Source organism: Occultella gossypii, assembly GCF_019947135.1.
Lineage (GTDB): Bacteria > Actinomycetota > Actinomycetes > Actinomycetales > Beutenbergiaceae > Occultella > Occultella gossypii.
In genome coordinates, this window is the sequence record NZ_JAGSHT010000008.1 from 52,029 (window position 1) to 69,951 (window position 17,923).

The 17,923-nt window shown below is 71.4% G+C and carries 23 protein-coding genes and 2 tRNA genes; 11 read left to right on the forward strand and 14 right to left on the reverse strand.

Features of this window, described 5'->3' with window-relative positions; translation table 11 throughout:
- Positions 1-91: 91 nt before the first annotated feature.
- The 4 genes from KCQ71_RS08285 to KCQ71_RS08300 form a co-directional block, all read right to left on the reverse strand.
- Positions 92-697 carry a cysteine hydrolase family protein gene (locus tag KCQ71_RS08285; protein ID WP_223404745.1) on the reverse strand — a complete coding sequence of 202 codons (606 nt, stop codon included), beginning with the start codon at positions 695-697 and terminating at the stop codon, positions 92-94.
- A gap of 86 nt (positions 698-783) precedes the next feature.
- Positions 784-1,089, reverse strand: coding sequence for a hypothetical protein (locus KCQ71_RS08290; RefSeq protein ID WP_223404747.1), 306 nt, complete (start codon positions 1,087-1,089; stop codon positions 784-786).
- 54 nt (positions 1,090-1,143) lie between these two features.
- Entirely contained in the window at positions 1,144-1,980 is an 837-nt protein-coding gene (locus KCQ71_RS08295) for a MerR family transcriptional regulator (protein ID WP_223404749.1), read from the reverse strand.
- A 3-nt stretch (positions 1,981-1,983) separates the two neighbouring features.
- On the reverse strand, positions 1,984-2,364 hold the full coding sequence (locus KCQ71_RS08300; RefSeq protein WP_223404751.1) for a VOC family protein: 381 nt from the start codon (positions 2,362-2,364) through the stop codon (positions 1,984-1,986).
- Between the two features lie 120 nt (positions 2,365-2,484).
- Here KCQ71_RS08300 and KCQ71_RS08305 point away from each other — a divergent pair, with 120 nt between their 5' ends.
- Together KCQ71_RS08305 and KCQ71_RS08310 are read left to right on the forward strand one after the other, a co-directional pair.
- Positions 2,485-3,564: an NAD(P)H-dependent flavin oxidoreductase gene (locus tag KCQ71_RS08305; protein ID WP_223404753.1), complete on the forward strand. Its 1,080-nt coding sequence runs from the start codon at positions 2,485-2,487 to the stop codon at positions 3,562-3,564.
- 109 nt (positions 3,565-3,673) lie between these two features.
- Positions 3,674-4,801, forward strand: a complete 1,128-nt coding sequence (locus KCQ71_RS08310; protein WP_223404755.1) for a hypothetical protein — start codon at positions 3,674-3,676, stop codon at positions 4,799-4,801.
- An 11-nt stretch (positions 4,802-4,812) separates the two neighbouring features.
- On the opposite strand, the gene KCQ71_RS08315 is transcribed toward KCQ71_RS08310, so the two are convergent.
- A complete protein-coding gene (locus tag KCQ71_RS08315) occupies positions 4,813-5,355 on the reverse strand; it encodes an SRPBCC family protein (RefSeq protein WP_223404757.1) in 543 nt (180 codons plus the stop codon).
- Entirely contained in the window at positions 5,352-5,726 is a 375-nt protein-coding gene (locus KCQ71_RS08320; protein ID WP_223404759.1) for an ArsR/SmtB family transcription factor, read from the reverse strand. Before KCQ71_RS08320 ends, KCQ71_RS08315 begins: the two co-directional genes overlap by 4 nt.
- Positions 5,727-6,035: 309 nt before the next feature.
- Here KCQ71_RS08320 and KCQ71_RS08325 point away from each other — a divergent pair, with 309 nt between their 5' ends.
- Together KCQ71_RS08325 and KCQ71_RS08330 are read left to right on the forward strand one after the other, a co-directional pair.
- On the forward strand, positions 6,036-6,626 hold the full coding sequence (locus KCQ71_RS08325; protein WP_223404761.1) for a carboxymuconolactone decarboxylase family protein: 591 nt from the start codon (positions 6,036-6,038) through the stop codon (positions 6,624-6,626).
- The gene (locus tag KCQ71_RS08330) at positions 6,623-7,222 is read left to right on the forward strand and encodes a GNAT family N-acetyltransferase (RefSeq protein ID WP_223404763.1); all 600 of its coding nucleotides are present in this window, start codon (positions 6,623-6,625) and stop codon (positions 7,220-7,222) included. The genes KCQ71_RS08325 and KCQ71_RS08330 overlap by 4 nt, the downstream gene beginning before the upstream one ends.
- 129 nt (positions 7,223-7,351) lie before the next feature.
- On the opposite strand, the gene KCQ71_RS08335 is transcribed toward KCQ71_RS08330, so the two are convergent.
- Positions 7,352-7,425: transfer RNA gene (locus tag KCQ71_RS08335), tRNA-Pro, on the reverse strand.
- Positions 7,426-7,492: 67 nt separating this feature from the next.
- Between KCQ71_RS08335 and KCQ71_RS08340 the strand changes: the two genes are divergently transcribed.
- A tRNA-Gly gene (locus KCQ71_RS08340) sits at positions 7,493-7,566 on the forward strand.
- A 176-nt stretch (positions 7,567-7,742) separates the two neighbouring features.
- On the opposite strand, the gene rpmF is transcribed toward KCQ71_RS08340, so the two are convergent.
- The 3 genes from rpmF to rpsN all read right to left on the reverse strand — a co-directional run bounded on the left by rpmF (position 7,743) and on the right by rpsN (position 8,629).
- Positions 7,743-7,913 (reverse strand): 50S ribosomal protein L32, encoded by a 171-nt coding sequence (rpmF, locus tag KCQ71_RS08345; protein ID WP_154793391.1) that lies wholly within the window; start codon positions 7,911-7,913, stop codon positions 7,743-7,745.
- 108 nt (positions 7,914-8,021) lie between these two features.
- The gene (locus KCQ71_RS08350; protein ID WP_223404765.1) at positions 8,022-8,279 is read right to left on the reverse strand and encodes a type B 50S ribosomal protein L31; all 258 of its coding nucleotides are present in this window, start codon (positions 8,277-8,279) and stop codon (positions 8,022-8,024) included.
- A 44-nt stretch (positions 8,280-8,323) separates the two neighbouring features.
- Entirely contained in the window at positions 8,324-8,629 is a 306-nt protein-coding gene (gene rpsN / locus KCQ71_RS08355; protein ID WP_223404767.1) for a 30S ribosomal protein S14, read from the reverse strand.
- A gap of 380 nt (positions 8,630-9,009) precedes the next feature.
- Here rpsN and KCQ71_RS08360 point away from each other — a divergent pair, with 380 nt between their 5' ends.
- A complete protein-coding gene (locus KCQ71_RS08360) occupies positions 9,010-9,366 on the forward strand; it encodes a GntR family transcriptional regulator (RefSeq protein WP_223404769.1) in 357 nt (118 codons plus the stop codon).
- Positions 9,363-10,406: a DUF1648 domain-containing protein gene (locus KCQ71_RS08365; RefSeq protein ID WP_223404771.1), complete on the forward strand. Its 1,044-nt coding sequence runs from the start codon at positions 9,363-9,365 to the stop codon at positions 10,404-10,406. Before KCQ71_RS08360 ends, KCQ71_RS08365 begins: the two co-directional genes overlap by 4 nt.
- Before the next feature lie 13 nt (positions 10,407-10,419).
- Here the strand turns inward: KCQ71_RS08365 and KCQ71_RS08370 are convergent, their stop codons facing one another.
- Together KCQ71_RS08370 and KCQ71_RS08375 are read right to left on the reverse strand one after the other, a co-directional pair.
- The gene (locus KCQ71_RS08370) at positions 10,420-11,631 is read right to left on the reverse strand and encodes an FAD-dependent monooxygenase (protein WP_223404773.1); all 1,212 of its coding nucleotides are present in this window, start codon (positions 11,629-11,631) and stop codon (positions 10,420-10,422) included.
- Positions 11,628-12,272: a PadR family transcriptional regulator gene (locus KCQ71_RS08375; protein WP_223404775.1), complete on the reverse strand. Its 645-nt coding sequence runs from the start codon at positions 12,270-12,272 to the stop codon at positions 11,628-11,630. Before KCQ71_RS08375 ends, KCQ71_RS08370 begins: the two co-directional genes overlap by 4 nt.
- Positions 12,273-12,509: 237 nt before the next feature.
- On the opposite strand from KCQ71_RS08375, the gene cysK reads away from it, so the two are divergent.
- Both cysK and epsC read left to right on the forward strand, forming a co-directional pair.
- Positions 12,510-13,445: a cysteine synthase A gene (gene cysK / locus KCQ71_RS08380; protein ID WP_223404777.1), complete on the forward strand. Its 936-nt coding sequence runs from the start codon at positions 12,510-12,512 to the stop codon at positions 13,443-13,445.
- 1 nt (position 13,446) lies between these two features.
- Entirely contained in the window at positions 13,447-14,028 is a 582-nt protein-coding gene (gene epsC, locus KCQ71_RS08385) for a serine O-acetyltransferase EpsC (RefSeq protein ID WP_372453968.1), read from the forward strand.
- Here epsC and KCQ71_RS08390 read toward each other — a convergent pair.
- Positions 14,019-14,363 (reverse strand): MGMT family protein, encoded by a 345-nt coding sequence (locus KCQ71_RS08390; RefSeq protein ID WP_223404779.1) that lies wholly within the window; start codon positions 14,361-14,363, stop codon positions 14,019-14,021. The two genes, epsC and KCQ71_RS08390, sit on opposite strands and share 10 nt — an antisense overlap.
- A 27-nt stretch (positions 14,364-14,390) precedes the next feature.
- Here KCQ71_RS08390 and KCQ71_RS08395 point away from each other — a divergent pair, with 27 nt between their 5' ends.
- Positions 14,391-15,143: a hypothetical protein gene (locus KCQ71_RS08395; protein WP_223404781.1), complete on the forward strand. Its 753-nt coding sequence runs from the start codon at positions 14,391-14,393 to the stop codon at positions 15,141-15,143.
- Positions 15,144-15,304: 161 nt separating this feature from the next.
- On the opposite strand, the gene KCQ71_RS08400 is transcribed toward KCQ71_RS08395, so the two are convergent.
- Complete coding sequence (locus KCQ71_RS08400) at positions 15,305-15,754, reverse strand: ribose-5-phosphate isomerase (protein ID WP_223404783.1); 450 nt, start codon at positions 15,752-15,754, stop codon at positions 15,305-15,307.
- Between the two features lie 68 nt (positions 15,755-15,822).
- On the opposite strand from KCQ71_RS08400, the gene KCQ71_RS08405 reads away from it, so the two are divergent.
- Positions 15,823-17,829 carry a M13 family metallopeptidase gene (locus KCQ71_RS08405; RefSeq protein ID WP_223404785.1) on the forward strand — a complete coding sequence of 669 codons (2,007 nt, stop codon included), beginning with the start codon at positions 15,823-15,825 and terminating at the stop codon, positions 17,827-17,829.
- Positions 17,830-17,923: the final 94 nt, after the last annotated feature.

Here is a 17,923-nt window from a genome sequence, read left to right on the forward strand (position 1 = left end):
CGCAGACACGTGAGGGCACGGCGAAGCGAACAGCGGCCCCCAGTCTACCCCGCCCGCGGGCCACGTCCGGCGGGCCGATCTCGGCCCCGGATCAGGCGAGTTCGCCGAGGAACTGCTCCGCGGACATGGGCTTGGAGAACATCGGGTAGTCGTAGGCGAGCGCGTTCTCGTGCTCGGGCACGGACGTGGCCGCCGCGCAGTCGTTCAGCGTGATGACCTGGTACCCGTTCTCGTAGCCGCTGCGCATGGTCGACTCGACACAGCAGTTCGTCAGGAATCCGCCGAGCACGATCGTGGAGATGCCCTTGCTGCGCAGGATGAAGTCGAGGTTCGTGCTGGCGAACGTGTCCAGTCCGCGCTTGCCCTCGATGACGATGTCCCCTGGCTGCGGTTCCAGGTCGTCGACGATCGCCGCGCCCCAGGTGTCCTTGACGAACGCCTGCCCATCCACGACGCCCTTGAGGATCCCGTAGGGGTGCCGGCTGATCTCGTTGTAGCCCGCGGCGAACGTGATCGGGGCGTGCATCACGGTCACTCCGGCGTCCCGTGCCGCGGCCACGACCCGCTTGGTCTTCTCCAGCATGTCCGTGGCGGACATCACCTCGGCGACGGCGTCGTGCAGGGCGCCGCCCGGGGACGTGAAGTCGTTCTGGTACTCGATCAGGACGACGGCGGTGGTGCTCGGGTCGATAGCCATGGCTTCGCGCTCCTGGAGAGGGTGGGCCGGCGCCCGGCGCGCCGGTGACGGGACCTAGCCTAGACACGCAGCCGCACGCGGACCCGCTATCCCTCGCGCAGGGTGACCGGGAACAGCTCGGTCCGCTCGACCACGCGCTCCCGCTCGGCGGCCAGGGCCGTGCGGCGCGGGTCCGCGAGGTAGCCGTCGAGGTCGGCCTGGCTGCCGAACCGGTAGACCTGCACCTCATGGGGCTGACCGCCCGCGCCGCCGGCGACGGCCCGGTGGACGATCTGCGCGCCGTGGTCGACGAGCAGCGCGAGCACCGTGTCCTCGTAGGCGGACAGGTCCGCCTCGTTCCCGGGCCGCGCCCAGAGCAGGCAGCACAGGGTCAGTGGACCGTCCGAGCTCATGGGTGTGGATTCTGGCAGCCCCCGGCGGGGCACACAAGGACCGCGGATCCAGCCTCAGGATCCGAGCGGGGTCCAGAAGGACCATGGTTCGCCCTCAGGTCCGAGCGCCCCGTACTCGCGGACGCCGTAGGGCTGGTCCGTGGGCTCGAACGTGATCGTCCCACCACGGGCGACGACGCCCTCGTGGTGGGCGTCCACGTCCTGCACGGTGACCACGAGCATGCCCGTCGCGGCCCCGAGCGCCGCGGGTGAGGCGAGCCGCCACCGGGGCGCGACCGGGTGCAGCATGACGAGCCCGTCTACCGTCCGGACCTCCGCCTGGACGACCGCCCCGTGCGCGTCCCGGCGTACCGGTCCGGGTTCGAGCCCGAACACCCGCACGAGGTGCTCGTGGGCCCGCTCGAGATCGTCGTAGACGAGGACGGCGATCCGGCGCAGGGGTTCGGTCCGGGCGACGGCGGTGTCCTCGAGCACCGCGAGCAGCCGGCGGCAGACGTCGACGTCAGCTCCGCCGTCGCGCTCGTGCGCCATCGCGCCGGCCGCCGGCGCCTGTGCGGCGCGGACACCGGAGAGCCGGTGCAGCATCCGCTCGGTGCGCAGCACCTGGTCCTCAAGTGCCGCGAGGTGCCCACGCAGCGCGTCGTCGAGGGTCCAGGACGGGTCATCGAGGGCGCGGGCGATCTCGTCGAGATGTGTGCCGAACCGGCGCAGCACGCTGATGCGGTAGAGCCGTTCGACCTGCTCGCGCCGGTAGATCCGGTGCCCGGCGGGCGTGCGTTCGGGGCGCAGCAGGCCGACGTCGTCGTAGTGGTGCAGCGTGCGGACCGTGAGCCCGGAGAGTTCGGCGAGCTCACCCACCCGCCAGCCGTCCGGCGGGCCGCCCCCGGCCACGGGTCAGCCCTTCGAGGAGTGCAGCGCCCACCGGTGCCCGAACGGGTCCACCAGCCAGCCGCGGCGCTCGTCGCCGGAGTCGCTCGGCTCACGGTCCACGGTCGCTCCGGCCGCCACGGCGGTGGCGTAGGCCGTGTCGACATCGTCGACGCCCAGCACGATCGCCGCCGTGCTGTGCCCCAGGGTCGCAGGGGCGTACGCGCCGTAGTCGTGGTACTCGTCGGAGAGGTAGAACACGTCGTCCCCGATGGCGAGGGTCACATGACCGATCTTCCCCTCGTCGTCGAAGCGCTCCCCCGTCTCCCGCGCCCCGAACGCGGCGGCGTAGAAGGCCACGGCGGCGGCGCCGTCGTGCACGGTCAGGTATGGGATCAGACGGGTCATCTCGGTCTCCTTCGTCCGATGCGAGGGGCGACCTCGCTGGTGTGACGACGGTAGGCCCTCACGTCACGTGAGGTGCAAGCCCTCGGCGACATCTCGGCCGGCGTGACTACGATCACTGCCATGACGTCGTGGCCGGACACCCGGATCCTGGACATGTTCGGGATCTCCGCACCGATCGTGCTGGCACCCATGGCGGGGCCGGTCCTGGCCGACCTGACCGTCGCCGTCGCGCAGGCCGGGGCCTTGGGTTCGCTGCCGTGCGCACTGCTGCCCGCGGACCGCGTCCGCGCCGAGCTCGCGACGATCCGCTCGCGCACCAACGCGGCGATCAACCTCAACTTCTTCTGCCACACCACGCCCGAGCCGGACCCGGTGGCGGACCTCGCGTGGCGGGTCCGGCTGGCGCCGTACTACGTCGAGGCCGGTCTGGACCCGTCCGTCACGCCGGCGGCTTCGAACCGGAACCCGTTCGACGGCGCAGCGTGCGAGATCATCGAGGAGTTCCGTCCCGAGGCGGTCAGCTTCCATTTCGGGCTCCCCGAGCCGGCGCTCCTTGAGCGCGTCCGTGCCACCGGCACCAAGGTGCTCGGGTGCGCCACCACGGTGGCCGAGGCGCGTTGGCTCGCCGACCGCGGCGCCGACGTGATCATCGCGCAGGGCGCGGAGGCCGGCGGGCACCGCGGCATGTTCCTGTCCACGGACGTGGGCACCCAGGTCGGCACGTTCGCGCTCGTGCCACAGGTGGTCGATGCCGTCGACGTTCCGGTGATCGCAGCCGGCGGCATCGGCGACCCGCGCGCCATCGTGGCCGCCCTCGCGCTCGGCGCCGCGGCTGTGCAGATCGGCACGGCGTACCTCTACACGCCCGAGGCGAGCATCGCCGTCGGGCACCGAAAGGCCCTGCTGGAGCAGAACGCGGACGACGCGACGGCGCTCACGAACGTGTTCACCGGCCGCCCCGCACGCGGCATCGTGAACCGGGCCATGCGCGAACTCGGGCCGATGAGCGAGGCGACGCCGCCGTTCCCGCGGGCCGGCGGGGCGCTCGCGCCGTTGCGGGCGGCGACGGAGCCGGCCGGATCCACCGATTTCATGTCGCTGTGGTCGGGGCAGGCGGGAGCGCTCAGCGCCAGGTACGCGGGCCTGGGGGCCGCCGAGCTCACCCGCACGCTGGCGCGAGAGGCCCTCGCGCGGCTCTGATCGGCGGCCGAGGCCCGATCCGGCCCCTGCTGATCGAGAGATGCCCGGTGCCCGGACGTCTGCCCGAACGGCACTTGCCGCGCTCGGTGCGCGAACGGGAACCTCGGACATGACCGAGGATCGGCTCCGCCGCCACCCCCATCGTCGCGGCGACGACGGCGGAACGGATCCTCAGGATCCGCTCGGCCTCACCCCCGGCCACGCGGCGATCCTGCGTGACCAGCACGATGCCGGCAATCGGGCGGTGGCGGCACTCCTGAGGTCGTCGACTCCCGTCGCGAGCGTCGCCGACCCGGTCGCGCAACGCCAGAGCGCGTTCGTCCAACGCGACGTGCGCACCTCCTACCAGGCACGAGCGCTACGGAACCTCCGCACCGCCCAGGACGGGCCCACGACCTATCTCCGCATGCGACGACTCGTGGCTCCTGACCCCCAGGCGCTCGCGGGACTCGCCGACGCCGATGCGCTCATTCGGGCAGAAGTCGACCAGTTGCGCGCCCGCCACACGATCGCCTACGGCAACCCGGCGCTCGACGCTGCCGAGGGCCGCACGCGACTGGGGCTGATCGAACGCAGGGACCCGCAAGCGCTCGCCGGGCTGGTAAGTGCCGACAACGCGCTCCAGGAGCGTCCGGAGGACGCGGTCGAGCACGAATGGGGCCTCGGCATCGCACGGACGGGCACCGGCGAGGCGATCTTTGTGATCGGCGATGCCACCGGCGTCACCTGGGACGCAGCAGTGCGCGCGTGTCTGACCCCGGTGGCCCACTCCCACCCCTACTTCGAGGCAGGACCGGCGCGAAACCGGCGCGGGGGCGTCTCGACCGCGACCAAGGAGATCGCCGACCACCAGTTCGGCGACCAGAGGGTCACGGGCGCCGTCCTATGGTCCGACCTGGCCGGCCGGGTGGAGACCGCCGAGATGCAGAAGATCTTCCCGTCCGCCTCGGACGTGGCATTCGCCGCGGACAACGGCATCAAGCGTCACGAGGTCTTCACTCCCTACCTCGTCCTGGATCATCCGGCGGGGCGAGCGATCACCAATCCGTTCTTCACCGCCGGCCTCCGCTTCCGAGATGCTCCACGGCTCAGCTTCGAGATCCAGGATGCCTCTCGGATCAGCCCTGGGGGGTCTGACTACCGCTGCCACCTCGTGGTGCGCGGGGGCGCAGCAGTGTTCGCACAGATGGACATCCGGACGCAGGGCGCCGGTCAGTTCGGCGCCCTCGTGTGGTAGCGCCGAGGGGCCTACCCGGCGCCCGGCATCGGCGCACCGTGGGGCACGCCGGCCGCCACGTACTCCTCGTACAGTTCGCGCCACCGAGGCGTCGGCTCGGCGCTGGGCGCCGTGCCGGCACCAGTGCGGAGGCGTTCGGTGAGCCCGTCGAGGCAGACGTGCCAACCCGCGGCGGTCCGCGCCGCGCCCGGGACGTAGTCCTCGGGCATCAGGTCGATGAACGTGAGGCGACAGCCCGTCTGCCCGTGCGGCTCGAGCACCAGGCGGATCTCCTCGGCCTCCCAGCTGAACCGGAGTGTGGTCGGCGGCTCCACCTGCAGCACGGTGCCGCCGGCGGTGCCCTCGACCTCCGGGTGGTCATCGTCGAAGACGAACCGCAGTGCGGCGCCGACGCTCAGCAGGTCGCCCTCGATCCGGCACGGGAACCACGCTGCCAGTCCTTCGGGCGTGGTCACTGCGTTCCACACCCGGTCGATGGGGTGGGCGAGGTCGCGCACGAATCGCAGGGCGGCCTGCCCGTCGATCTGCTCGTAGGTTCCGCGTTCGCTGGTCATCCGGGGCCCTTCCGTCGGTTGCTCTCGGTCCTGTGTTCGGGTGCGGTCGGAACCCGGTCGGGCGCCTCCGCCTGTGCGTCGAGGTGGTCCTGAAGGGCATCGAGGCTCGTGTTCCAGAACGCGCGGAACGGGCCGAGCCAGTCCTCGAGCTCGCGCAGCGGCTCCGGCTCCAGGCGGTAGTGCCGCCGGGCGCCCTCCGGCCGCGCCGAGACCAGACCCGCCTCCTTCAGCACCCGCAGGTGCTTGGAGACGCCCGGCTGGCTGAGCCCGAGCTCGTCCACAAGCTCAGTCACGGTGTGCGGGCGGACCCGCAGGAGCTCGAGCACAGCTCGCCTGTTCGGATCACCCACCGCCGCCCACATCGACATCATCTCGTGAACATACCTGTCTGGTTATATGCCTGTCCAGTCATGTCCCGTCGGCGCGCGCCTGCCCCTCGCCTGTTCCCGCTCGCACCTGCTTTCCCCTACCGATCCCGATCCCGGCCACCCCCCGACCCCCGGACCTGTCCCGACCAGGGCACCGGACGGGAAGTGGCCAGCAGGCCGGCCCCGGGTTTCGTTCCCCTGACGCAAGGTGCGGGTCACGCACAAAGGACCGACACTTCGGGTCAGGGGAACCCGAGGGCACCGGGCGCCGGCTCCAGGTGCGCAGACGATGACGCGGCGGGACGATTGGCCATGTTCATCAACACGACCCCGGAGAGCGCGGCGGAAGGTGCACTCGCCGAGTGGTACCAGTCCCAGCGGAGCAGTTGGGGTTTCGTGCCCGACTACGCCGGCTGCTTCTCGACCCGGCCGGACGTGGCGGCCGCTTGGGCCAATCTCAACCTGACGATCCGCGGTGGCATGGACCGGCGCCTGTTCGAGCTCGTGACCATCGCCGCCGCGCGCGCCCGGCGCTCGACCTACTGCACGGTGGCCCACAGCCTGTTCCTACGGGACGTCTGCGGCGACGGCGGCACGGTCGAGGCACTCGGCCTGGCCCCGGACGGGCAGACCCTCTCGGACCGCGACGCCGCCGTCTTCGCGTTCGCGGCGAAGGTCGCGCGGGACGCGTCCACGATAGAGGCCGACGACGTCGATGCGGTCCGGGGCGTCGGGCTCACGGACGCCGAGATCGCGGACGTCGTGCTCGCCGTGGGGGCGCGAATGTTCTTCACGACCGTGCTCGACGGCCTCGGCGCCCACCTCGACCCGCAGACGGCGGCGAAGTTCGGGCCCGAGGCACTCGAGGCGATGGTGGTCGGCCGGCCGATCGGTGGCGGATGAACGGCGGACGCGCGGACATGATCGAGGTACACCCGGCAACGGCCCAACGTTTCGACGATGTCGTCACGATCCTCGCGCCGAAGGACCCGGACGCCCCGGTGTGCTGGTGTTTGAGTTACCGGCTGCCGAATCGGGAGAACCGGAGTCTCGCCGGACGTGACCGGGCAGCTCGACTGCGCAGGTACGCCGAGGAGGGCACCCCGCCGGGGGTGGTTGCCTACGTCGACGGTGAGGCCGCGGGCTGGTGCTCGGTCAGCCCGCGGGCGAGCCATCACCGCCTCACTCACTCACGCACGATCCCGACAGTGGATGACGTCCCCGTGTGGAGCGTCATCTGTTTCGTGATCCGGCCACAGTTCCGACGTCACGGGCTGGCCGCCCATCTGCTCGAAGGCGCCGTCGCCTACGCTGCCAGCCGGGCGGCTCCGGCGCTCGAGGCGTACCCGATCGACCCGGAGGGCGCGCGGATCAGCTCGACCTTCGCCTACGTCGGCACGACCGGGCTGTTCGAGGCCGCCGGGTTCGAGCGCGTCGCCCGGACCACCTCGACCTCGGGCGGGTTGACGCGATGGCTCATGCGCCGGGATCTGACGTAGCTGGCACCCGGGGGGCTGGTCGCGGGTAGGAGATGAGGTCGCCGGTCGGGGTGACAGGAGCCCGACATCGTGTCACCGCGACGAGGAAGAAAGGCCAGAACGGCTGGCGCCGTCTAGCCTTCCTCTTCGTCGGGGTGACAGGATTTGAACCTGCGACCCTTGCGTCCCAAACGCAATGCGCTACCAAGCTGCGCCACACCCCGCTGATGGTCCGAGTCTAGCGATGACCGAGCACCCCTGAAGACCCAGTATCCTTATGGGCGAGTCATTGCGGGTGTAGCTCAATGGTAGAGCCTCTGCCTTCCAAGCAGATGGTGCCGGTTCGATCCCGGTCACCCGCTCCAGAACCCCGAACGCCCGGGCCGCCTCGCGGCCCGGGCGTTCGTACTTGCACACGCCCTACGGGGCCGCCGCCCGGCCATGGACGCCGGGCTCCGCCGTCGGGCAGGCACGAACGCAGACACGACGATGGCCGCCCCCCACGAGGAGGGAGCGGCCATCGCCAGGCTGCGCTGGTGGATCAGTCGTCGGCGTCGACCAGGCCACGCTCGACGGCGCGGGCCAGGCGCCGCGGCACCTTGACCTCGCGCCCGCCGGCGCGGACAGGTACGAGGTCCGCCGCCGTCATCTTCCACTGTGAGCGACGCGCACGCGTGTTGCTGCGCGACATCTTCCGCTTCGGAACTGCCATGGCTCTACCTCCCCTTCCGTCCTCGATGGAGCATCGTCGTGAAACTGCCTCACGCCGATGCGTGATGCATAGACCGTCGGCGACCCGAGATGGGTCCCGCCGGAGAAATCAGGCCTGGTCGCCGGACTTCGCGTAGCGGCGACGGAACTTCTCGACGCGGCCGGCGGTGTCCATGATCTTCTGCTTGCCCGTGTAGAACGGGTGCGAGGCCGCGGAGATGTCGACGTCGACCACCGGGTAGGTGTTGCCGTCCTCCCACTCGACCGTGGTGTCCGACGTCAGGGTCGACTTCGTCAGGATCGAGAAGTTCGCCGAGATGTCCCGGAACACGATCGGGTGGTAATCCGGGTGGATGTCGTTCTTCATGTCTGCTTCCTACCTAGTTCGCTGCATGGGGGGTTGTGCGGTGATTACCAGCTGGACTTCGTCACGCCCGGCAACTCGCCGCGCAGTGCCATGTCACGGAGCTTGACCCGCGAGAGTCCGAACTTGCGGAGGTAGCCGCGGGGGCGTCCGTCCGCTGCGTCCCGGTTGCGCACACGCGTGGGGCTCGCGTTCCGGGGCAGGGCGTGCAGAGCGGCCAGGGCCGCGTCCCGCTCGGCCTCGGGGACGTTCGGGTTGACCGACGTCGTCTTCAGCTCGGCGCGGCGCTCGGCGTACCGTGCCACGATCACGCGACGCTGTGCGTCGCGGGCGATCTTGGACTTCTTCGCCATGCGTGTCCTCTGCTCCTTGCGATTGCGGTGTGCGCTCTAGTGGCACCTTGCTCCTGCTCCCCCACACGCCCGACCCCCGGGTCACCCCGGCGCTCATGTCGGTGAGGGCGAGGTCGCCATCCCGGTGAAGGGCGCTTCCCCACTAACCTGGCTGTCAACGTCCGCGCCGGAATCCCGGTCGCGGGCGTGCCACCCGTGGGCACACGGGACCTTCGAGGTCACGATGCGCCTCAGAGATGATACCCAAGATTCCGCTCGCGGGACACCTCGCCACCTGCCGCCACCCACCCAGGCGTGCGGGGTGTGACGGATCCCTCACCCTGCCGCCGACCTCCAGCCTGAGAGTTGTTCTAGTTCAACTAGAGCAATATGCTGAACTCGTGCTCATCACCGTCGACCCCACCAGCGCCGCGCCGCTGTTCGACCAGATCGCCACGGCGGTCCGGCTCGCGGTGGTGCGCGGCGAGGTGAGCGCCGGCGAGCGACTTCCGAGCGCCCGCGAACTCGCCGACTCGCTCGACCTGAACGTGCACACGGTCCTGCATGCCTACCGCACCCTGCGCGAGGAGGGCCTGCTCGAGGTCCGCCGCGGCCGCGGCGCGACGATCTCGGCGAGCGCCGGGCGGGACTACCAGGACCTGCGCACGGCCCTGGACACGCTGGTGGCCGAGAGCGACCGGCTCGGACTGACCCGTCAGGCCCTCGTCGGCCTGCTGACCCACGAGGAGACCCGATGACCGCCGCCACCCACGAACCGCGGATCCCAGTGCCCCACCGCGCCCGGAGGATCGCGCTCGGCGCGGTGCTGCCCGCTCTGCTCCTGGGCAGTGCCTGCGCCCTCGTGCTGGCCTGGCGCGACCGGCTGCCCGACCCGGTCGCCGTGCACTGGGGCGTCTCCGGCGTGGACCGGACCGGCTCGTTCGCCGAACTGGTCGCGCCGATGCTGATCCTCGGCCTGGCCACCCTCGCCGTGACCGCGACCCTGTCGGTCGTCACCGGCCGCAGCGGCCTGACCCGCCGGATGACCGTCGGGCTCTCGGCGGGCATGGCGGCGATGTACGCGGTGATGTTCGCAGGCATGTGCTGGGTGCAGCTGGATGTTCCGACCGCCGAGCAGGCCGGAGATCCGGGGTTCGTGATCGCCCTGAGCCTGCTCGCGCTGGCCGGTGTCGGCGTGGTCGCCGGCGCCCTGGCCGGGTCCGATCCTCCGCAGGCGGCGACGGGCGACGTCGCGGCCGACGCGGCCCGGCTCGCGCTCGGGCCGACCGAGACCGCCGTCTGGATCCGCACGGTGACGACGGCGCGCCCCTGGTTGCTCTGGACGCTCGTGGTCGTGGTGCTCGCCGGCAGTGCGGTCCTGGGCGCGCTCACCGGCCAGTGGTGGCTGATCCCGGTCCTGGCCGCGACGGCGGCCCTGGTCGCGGCGACCGCCTCCTGGACGGTGCGGGTGGACGCGCGCGGCCTCTCCGCCCGCGGTGTGTACGGGTGGCCCCGGATCCAGGTGCCGGCTGACGAGGTGGAACGCGCGGACGCGATCACCATCTCCCCGTTCGCAGAGTTCGGCGGCTGGGGCCTGCGCACGGACGTGCGCGGCCGTACCGGCCTCGTCGTCCGCAAGGGCTCGGCGATCAGCATCCAGCGCACCGGCGGGCGTGTGGTCGTGGTGACGGTCCCCGACGCCGAGCGTGGCGCCGCCCTGTTGAACACGGTGGCCGCCCGGGCACGGACCGCTCCGATGCCCGACGGCGGATCCTCCTCGGGTAGGTCGCTCACCTGACCGCGGGGGTGGGTCAGCGAGTCTTCTCGGTGACCCCCGCCGCCCAGTCCAGGTGGTGTTCGGAGGCCTGGTTGGCGCTGTTCTGAGCCATCGCCGAGCCGAGGATCCGGGGCAGGACCGCATCCCGGACGAGCCTGCCGACGGGCCCGGGCGCCTTGTTGTTGTTGATCCGGGCGGCCGTGCGGATGATCGCCTCGACGCGCGGCCGGCGGACCGTCTCGGTCTGGGCGAACGCCTCCTCGACACCGTCGCGGTCGCGCAACGACATGGCGAGCACCACCGCGTCCTCGATGGCGAGCGAGGCGCCCTGGCCGGACGTCGGCGACGGCGCGTGGGCGGCGTCGCCGATCACGATGACCCGGCCCGAGGACCAGGGGCGCAGCCGAGGAATCGTCTGGATCGGCGTCATCGGCGCGAAGTCGGGGGTGGCGGCGATGATCTCGAGCGCCGGCCCGGCGTCGTCGGCGTACAGCTCGGCGAACCGTGCGCGCCACTGCGCCTCGCCGACCGCGGCCAGCTCGCCGCGCGCCGGCTCGCGGCGCCGGGGCAGGTTCACGAACCACCACACCTCGTCGCCCGGCGCCACCGCGAAGCCGAAGAACGCGCGCTTGCCGAAGATCATCTCGTAGTCGCCGGGCGGCGAAGCCAGCGTGAGTCCTGGAGCGTACCCACCCGTGGTCACCAGGCCGGAGTAGGCGGGCTCGGGCGACCCAGGGAGCGCGAGCCGACGCACCGTGGAGTAGATGCCATCCGCGCCCACCAGGAGGTCGGCCTCCGCAACGGTTCCGTCGTCGAACTCGGCGCGCACCCGCGCCGGACCGGCGTCCAGCCCGACCAGACGGCGCCCGTACCGGATCTCGATCCCCCGTGCCTCGACCTCGGCCCGGAGCGCCCGGACCAGATCGGCGCGGCGGAGCGTCTGGCTGACCGTGCCGTCGGCGAGCGCGCTGCCGGTGCTGGTGGTGCCGAGCCGCTTGCCGGTATGGCTGCGCAGGGTCATCGCCGCCGTCGGGAAGCCCGCCTCGAGCACCCGCCCGTCGGCCCCGATCGCACGGAGGGCGTCGATGCCGTTGGTCGCGAGCGTCAGGAACGAGCCGCGGTCAGGCTCGGTGCGGTCCCGGGTCTCGACCACGGTCACGTCGATCCCGGCCCGGGTCAGGGCGACGGCGGCCGCCGAGCCCGCGACGCCACCACCGATGACGAGTGCGGTTCGTGCAGCGGTCATGACGGTTCTCCTCTGGTGTCCGTGGTGTTCTCCCGAGCGCCGGTGGCCGGCGCCCCCTGGTGGTAGGCACGCCAAGGCTCGGCCCAGCCGGCGTCCGGGTCGTCGAAGCGGTCGAGCAGGACGTGGATGAAGTCGGCCTCGGCGCCGAGCACGCGCTCGCGGTACTCGTCCTCGATGACGAAGATCGGGTGCAGCCCGCCGTCGACGATCGCGGTGCGCCGCTCGGCGATGGCCGCGACGTCGCCCTTGAGACGCCCCAGCCGGGCCTCCAGCAGTGCCCGCGCGTCGTCCGGGGGCAGCACGATGATGAGCGAGAGCGCGGCCGCGAAGGCCGGATACTCGTGCTGCGGCTCGGCGATGAGGCGACTGAGCCACCGGCGGGTCTCGGCTCGGCCCTCGTCGGTCACCGCGTAGGTGGTGCGCTCGGGCAGCCTGCCGGTGCGGTCGGTGCCCGATGGCCTGATGAGGCCGGCCGCATCGAGTTGCCGGACCACGCTGTAGAGCGCGCCGTAACTCAGCCGGAAGGTCTGCGCGGCGTCCCTGTCGATCAACTGGCGATGCAGCTCGTAGGCATGCATCGGTCGCTCTTCGAGGTAGACGAGCACGGCGAGGCCGAGCAGGTTCGTCATTCGTCGGGTCATGCCCATCAGACTAGTTTGGAAAAACTAGTTTGACAAGATTAGGTGACGTGACGCACACGAGCCGCCCGGCCGCCGTCGGGCCCCGCCGCACTCCCGACCACGGGACGGGGTGCGCGGTGCGTCCGGGTGGTGGAAGGATGACGGCGTAACGAAAGTCGTCCGTTCAACCAATCGGTCGGTGAGGACCTCCGGTCGAGCGGCTGACCGCCCATGCAGACGAAGCCACCCGGAGGAACCATGGCCCGCATCTACGACAACGCGACCGCACTCATCGGAAACACTCCCCTGGTGCGGCTGAACCGCCTCACCGAGGGCATCGACGCCACCGTGCTCGCCAAGCTCGAGTTCTACAACCCGGCGAACAGCGTCAAGGACCGGATCGGTGTGGCCATCGTGGACGCTGCCGAGGCCTCCGGCGAACTCCAGCCGGGCGGCACGATCATCGAGGCGACCAGCGGCAACACCGGCATCGCGCTGGCGTTCGTCGGCGCCGCCCGCGGCTACAACGTGGTGCTGACCATGCCCGAGACGATGTCGAACGAGCGCAAGATGCTGCTCAAGGCCTACGGCGCGGAGTTGATCCTGACTCCGGGTTCGGAGGGCATGAAGGGGGCGGTCGCCCGCGCCGAGGCCATCGCCGCCGAACGGCCCGGATCGATCCTGGCACGCCAGTTCGCGAACGAGGCCAACCCGGAGATCCACCGCCGCACCACGGCCGAGGAGATCTGGAACGACACCGACGGCGCCGTCGACATCGTGGTGGCCGGCATCGGGACCGGCGGCACGATCACCGGGGTCGGGCAGGTCCTCAAGGAGCGCAAGCCCGGGGTGCAGATCATCGCGGTCGAGCCTGCCGAGTCCCCGATCCTCAACGGCGGCCAGCCCGGTCCGCACAAGATCCAGGGCCTCGGCGCGAACTTCGTCCCGGAGATCCTGGATACCTCGATCTACGACGAGGTCATCGACGTCAACGCCGAGACCGCCGTCAAGGTGGCCCGCCGCGCCGCCACCGAGGAGGGTCTGCTCGTGGGCATCTCCTCCGGCGCCGCGATCGACGCCGCCCTGCAGGTGGCCGCCCGCCCGGAGAACGCCGGCAAGACGATCGTGGTCGTGATCCCGTCCTTCGGCGAGCGTTACCTGTCCACGATCCTGTTCGCGGACCTCGTCGAATAACGTGCACCATCTGCCACTGCGCGCACTGATCGCGGAGGACCTGGCCACCGCGCGCCGTCGGGACCCGGCGGCGCGCACCCGGGTCGAGGTCGCGCTGACCTATTCCGGTGTGCATGCCCTGTGGCTGCACCGGATCGCGCACAAGGTCTGGCACGTCTCGCCGCTGCTGCGGCTGCCGGCGCGGATCATCTCGCAGTTGGCGCGCGCGCTCACCGGGGTGGAGATCCACCCCGGCGCGGTGATCGGCCGGCGGTTCTTCATCGACCACGGGATGGGGGTGGTGATCGGTGAGACCGCCGAGGTCGGCGAGGACGTGCTGATGTTCCACGGGTCCACCCTCGGCGGGCGGACCATGTCGCACGGCAAGCGCCACCCGACCGTCGGGAACAACGTGGTGATCGGGGCCGGGGCGAAGGTCCTTGGCCCGGTCACCATCGGCAGCGACGTGCAGATCGGCGCGAACGCCGTGGTCGTCAAGGACGTGGCCGACGGCGACGTGGTGGTGGGTGTGCCCGGCCGGCCGCGCCCCCGGCCGGCCGAGTCCTCGCCAGAGGACCTGATCGACCCGGCGATCTACATCTGAGCCGGCTCGGCCTCCTCGCCGGGCTCCCAGCCGGCCTCGCGCAGGTCCACCCGCGGCGGGTTGTGCGCGGTGAGCGGGACGCCCTCGGCGCGCAACGCCTCGAGGGCCCGCCCGGCCACCCGCTCGGCGGCGGCCCCGCTCGCGGTGACCACCCGCCACCACGGCACGTCGGACCCGTAGAGCGCCATGACCCTGCCGACGGTTCGGGCACTGCCCTTGCCGGTTCGCTCGCGGGCTGCCTCCGCGATCACCCCGTAGGTGCTCGCGCGGCCCGGCGGGATCTGGGCGACCAGGTCGAGCACAGCCTCGACGTAATCCTCGGCGACGTCTCTCACCCGCCTATGATCACCCATGAGATGTCGATGAGTACCCATTCCGAACCCGCGCCCGCCCCCGACGAGTCCGTCGGCTACGTGTGCCCGCACTGCGACGCCACCCACGAGCACGACCACGTCGATGAGCATGCCGTGGTGCTGGCCCGGCTGGCCTCGCTGGCGCGGTTCGCGTGGCTGCGGGTCGGCATCGGCGTGCTCGCCCTGGTGGCGCTGCTCGTTCTCACCCCGCCGACGGCGGCCCTCGCCTACGTCTTCGCGGGTCTGGCCGCGTGGGCGCTCACCACGGCGCTCGGTCTACTGGTCGCCTCGGTCCGGGCCGCCCGCACCGGCAACCGGCGCGAGGGCGCCTTCGTACTGACGGCGGTGCTCGCCGGTGCCGCCGTGACGCCGCTCGCCGCGCTCGGCGTGGCCCTGGCCGCGCGGTCCGGACTGGCCGGCGCAGGCGGTTCCGACGCCCTCACCCTCGGTGCCGCGACGGCGGTGACACTGGCCGGTGCCCTCGGCTGGTACCTCGGCGCGGCCGGGTCCGAGGTGGTGGGCACCATCAGCCTGCGTCATCTGCTCCTGCAGGAGTCCCGCGCCGGCGAGGCGGCGCGGGACGTCGCGGTACGTACCCGCGAGTCCGTGCACCCGCTGCGGGACCTGTTCTGGACCCTGGCCAGCGCCCTGGTGTTCGGCCTCTGGGTGTTCGCGTGCCAGTTCCTGCCCGTGCTCGTGGTCGTGCTGATGCCCCTGCACGTGGTCCTGGTGGTGCTGTCCCGCCGCCTGCGCGAGGACTGATCACGCCCGCGCGAGGACCCGCGCAAGGATGGCGCCCCGCCGGCGCCCGTGAGGCAGAACCCCAAGCCTGAGACAGGACGTTATAACGCACTACCTCAGGCCCAGGTTTCTACCTCACCGCGCGAGCGATCGCCGCGCGAGCCCATCGACACGGGTCGGCGTCAGCGGGCGGCTTCGTAGGCGGCGAGCTGGTCGATCCGGCGTTGGTGCCGCTCGTCGTTCGAGAACGGTTCGGCGAGGAACGCCTCGACGATCGCGATCGACTCGGCCTCGCTGTGCTGGCGGGCCCCGACGGCTACGACGTTCGCGTCGTTGTGCTGGCGGCCCAGCTTCGCGGTCTCGGTGCTCCAGGCGAGCGCCGCGCGCACCCCGGTGACCTTGTTCGCGGCGATCTGCTCGCCGTTGCCGCTGCCGCCGATGACGATGCCCAGCGTGCCGGGCTCGGCCACGACGGCCTCACCGGCGGCGAAGCAGAACGACGGGTAGTCGTCGAGGGCGTCGTAGGCCTCGGCGCCGTGGTCCACCACGTCGTGACCGGCACCGGCGAGGTGGGCGATCAGTGCGGACTTGAGTTCGAAACCGGCGTGGTCGGCGGCGATGTGGATGCGCATGGAGGTCATCATGCCGCACCGCCCACCCACCCGTGCGAGGCGTCGGCGGCGTGAACTAGATTCGTTCCATGACGATCTCAATAGCCGACGCCACGTCCCACGAGGCCAACCGCGCCGCCATGGACACCGACGTCCGCCCCCAGGATGACCTCTACCGACACGTGAACGGTTCCTGGCTCGCGTCCCACACCATTCCCGCGGACCGCGGACGGGACGGCACCTTCCACCTGCTCCACGACCAGGCCGAGCAGGACGTCCGCACCATCATCACCGAGGCTGCGAGCGTTCCCGCCGACGATCCCGCCGCCGATGAGGCCGCGAAGATCGCCGCCGTGTTCGCCTCCTTCATGGCCACCGACCGGATCGAGGCCCTTGGCACGAACCCGTTGGCGCCGGACCTCGAGCCGGTCACCGCGGCGCACACCCGCGAACAGCTCACCCGCGCCCTCGGCAGCCTGCAGCGCACCGGGGTGGGCGGCGGCGTCGGGCTCTTCGTCGAGAACGACGCCGACGACCCGACCCGCTACATCGTCTACCTGACCCAGTCCGGGCTCGGTCTGCCCGACGAGGCCTACTACCGCGACGACTCGCACGCGCAGGTGCGCACGGCCTACGTGGCACACGTCGCGGCGATGCTGGCCCTGGCCGGCGTGGTCACCGAGGCGGAGGCGCACGGTGCCGCCGAGCGCATCATGGCGCTGGAGACGAAGCTCGCGGCCGGCCACTGGGACAACGTGCGCAGCCGGGATGCCCAGGCCACGCACAACCCGAGCACCCTGGCCGCGCTCGCCGAGCAGGCACCCGGCTTCGACTGGGCCCTCTGGGCCGGCGCCCTCGGTGCACCGGAGGGCGCGATGACGGACCTGATCGTGCGCCAGCCGTCCTACCTGGCGGCGTTCGCGCAGGCCTGGGCCACCGAGGACGTCGACCTGTGGCGGCTGTGGCTGACCTGGCGGGTGATCCGGTCCCGGGCGGCGTACCTGCCGGAGGCCTTCGTCGAGGAGAACTTCGACTTCTACGGGCGCACCCTCACCGGCGCCCAGGAGGTCCGTGAGCGCTGGAAGCGGGGCGTCTCCCTGGTCGAGGGCGTGCTCGGGGAGGCGATCGGCAAGATCTACGTCTCCCGCCACTTCCCGCCGTCCCACAAGGACGCCATGGACACCCTCGTGGCGGACCTGATCGAGGCCTACCGCCGCTCGATCACGAACCTGGACTGGATGAGCCCGGCCACCCGGGAGCGGGCGCTGGCCAAGCTGGACGCGTTCACGCCCAAGATCGGCTACCCGGCGAAATGGCGGGACTACTCGGCCCTGGTCGTGGACGAGACGGACCTGATCGGCAACGTCCGGGCGGCGAGCGCGTTCGAGACGGACTACGAGCTCGGCAAGATCGGCAAGCCGATCGACCGGGACGAATGGTTCATGCCGCCGCAGATGGTGAACGCCTACTACAACCCCGCGATGAACGAGATCGTGTTCCCGGCGGCCATCCTGCAGCCGCCGTTCTTCGACGCCGACGCTGATGCCGCCACCAACTACGGCGCCATCGGTGCGGTCATCGGCCACGAGATCGGGCATGGCTTCGACGACCAGGGCAGCCGTTACGACGGCGAGGGCCGCCTGCACGACTGGTGGGAGGCGAGCGACCGCGAGGAGTTCGAGAAGCGCACCAAGGTCCTCATCAACCAGTACGGCGCCATCTCCCCCGCGCAACTGAACGGATCGCACCACGTGAACGGCGCCCTGACCATCGGAGAGAACATCGGGGACATCGGCGGGCTCGGCATCGCCATCAAGGCCTACCGGATCGCCCTCGAACGACAGGGCCGCACCGAGGGCGAGGTCATCGACGGGGAGAGCGACCTGGAGCGGCTGTTCTTCTCGTGGGCGCGCGGTTGGCGTCTGAAGGCCCGCGACGAGGAGATGATCCGGTTGCTGTCGATCGACCCGCACTCCCCCGACGAGGTCCGCTGCAACGCGGTGGTGCGCAACATCGACGAGTTCCACACGACGTTCGGGGTGCGTCCCGGGGACGGGATGTGGCTCGAGGAGTCCGAGCGCGTCCGGATCTGGTGAGCACCTGGTAGCCGAGGTGGCGGGCCCCGGGGCCCCCCCCCGCCCCCCCGGCCCGGGCGGGGGCCCCGGGGGCCCGCCCCCCCCCCCCCGCCGC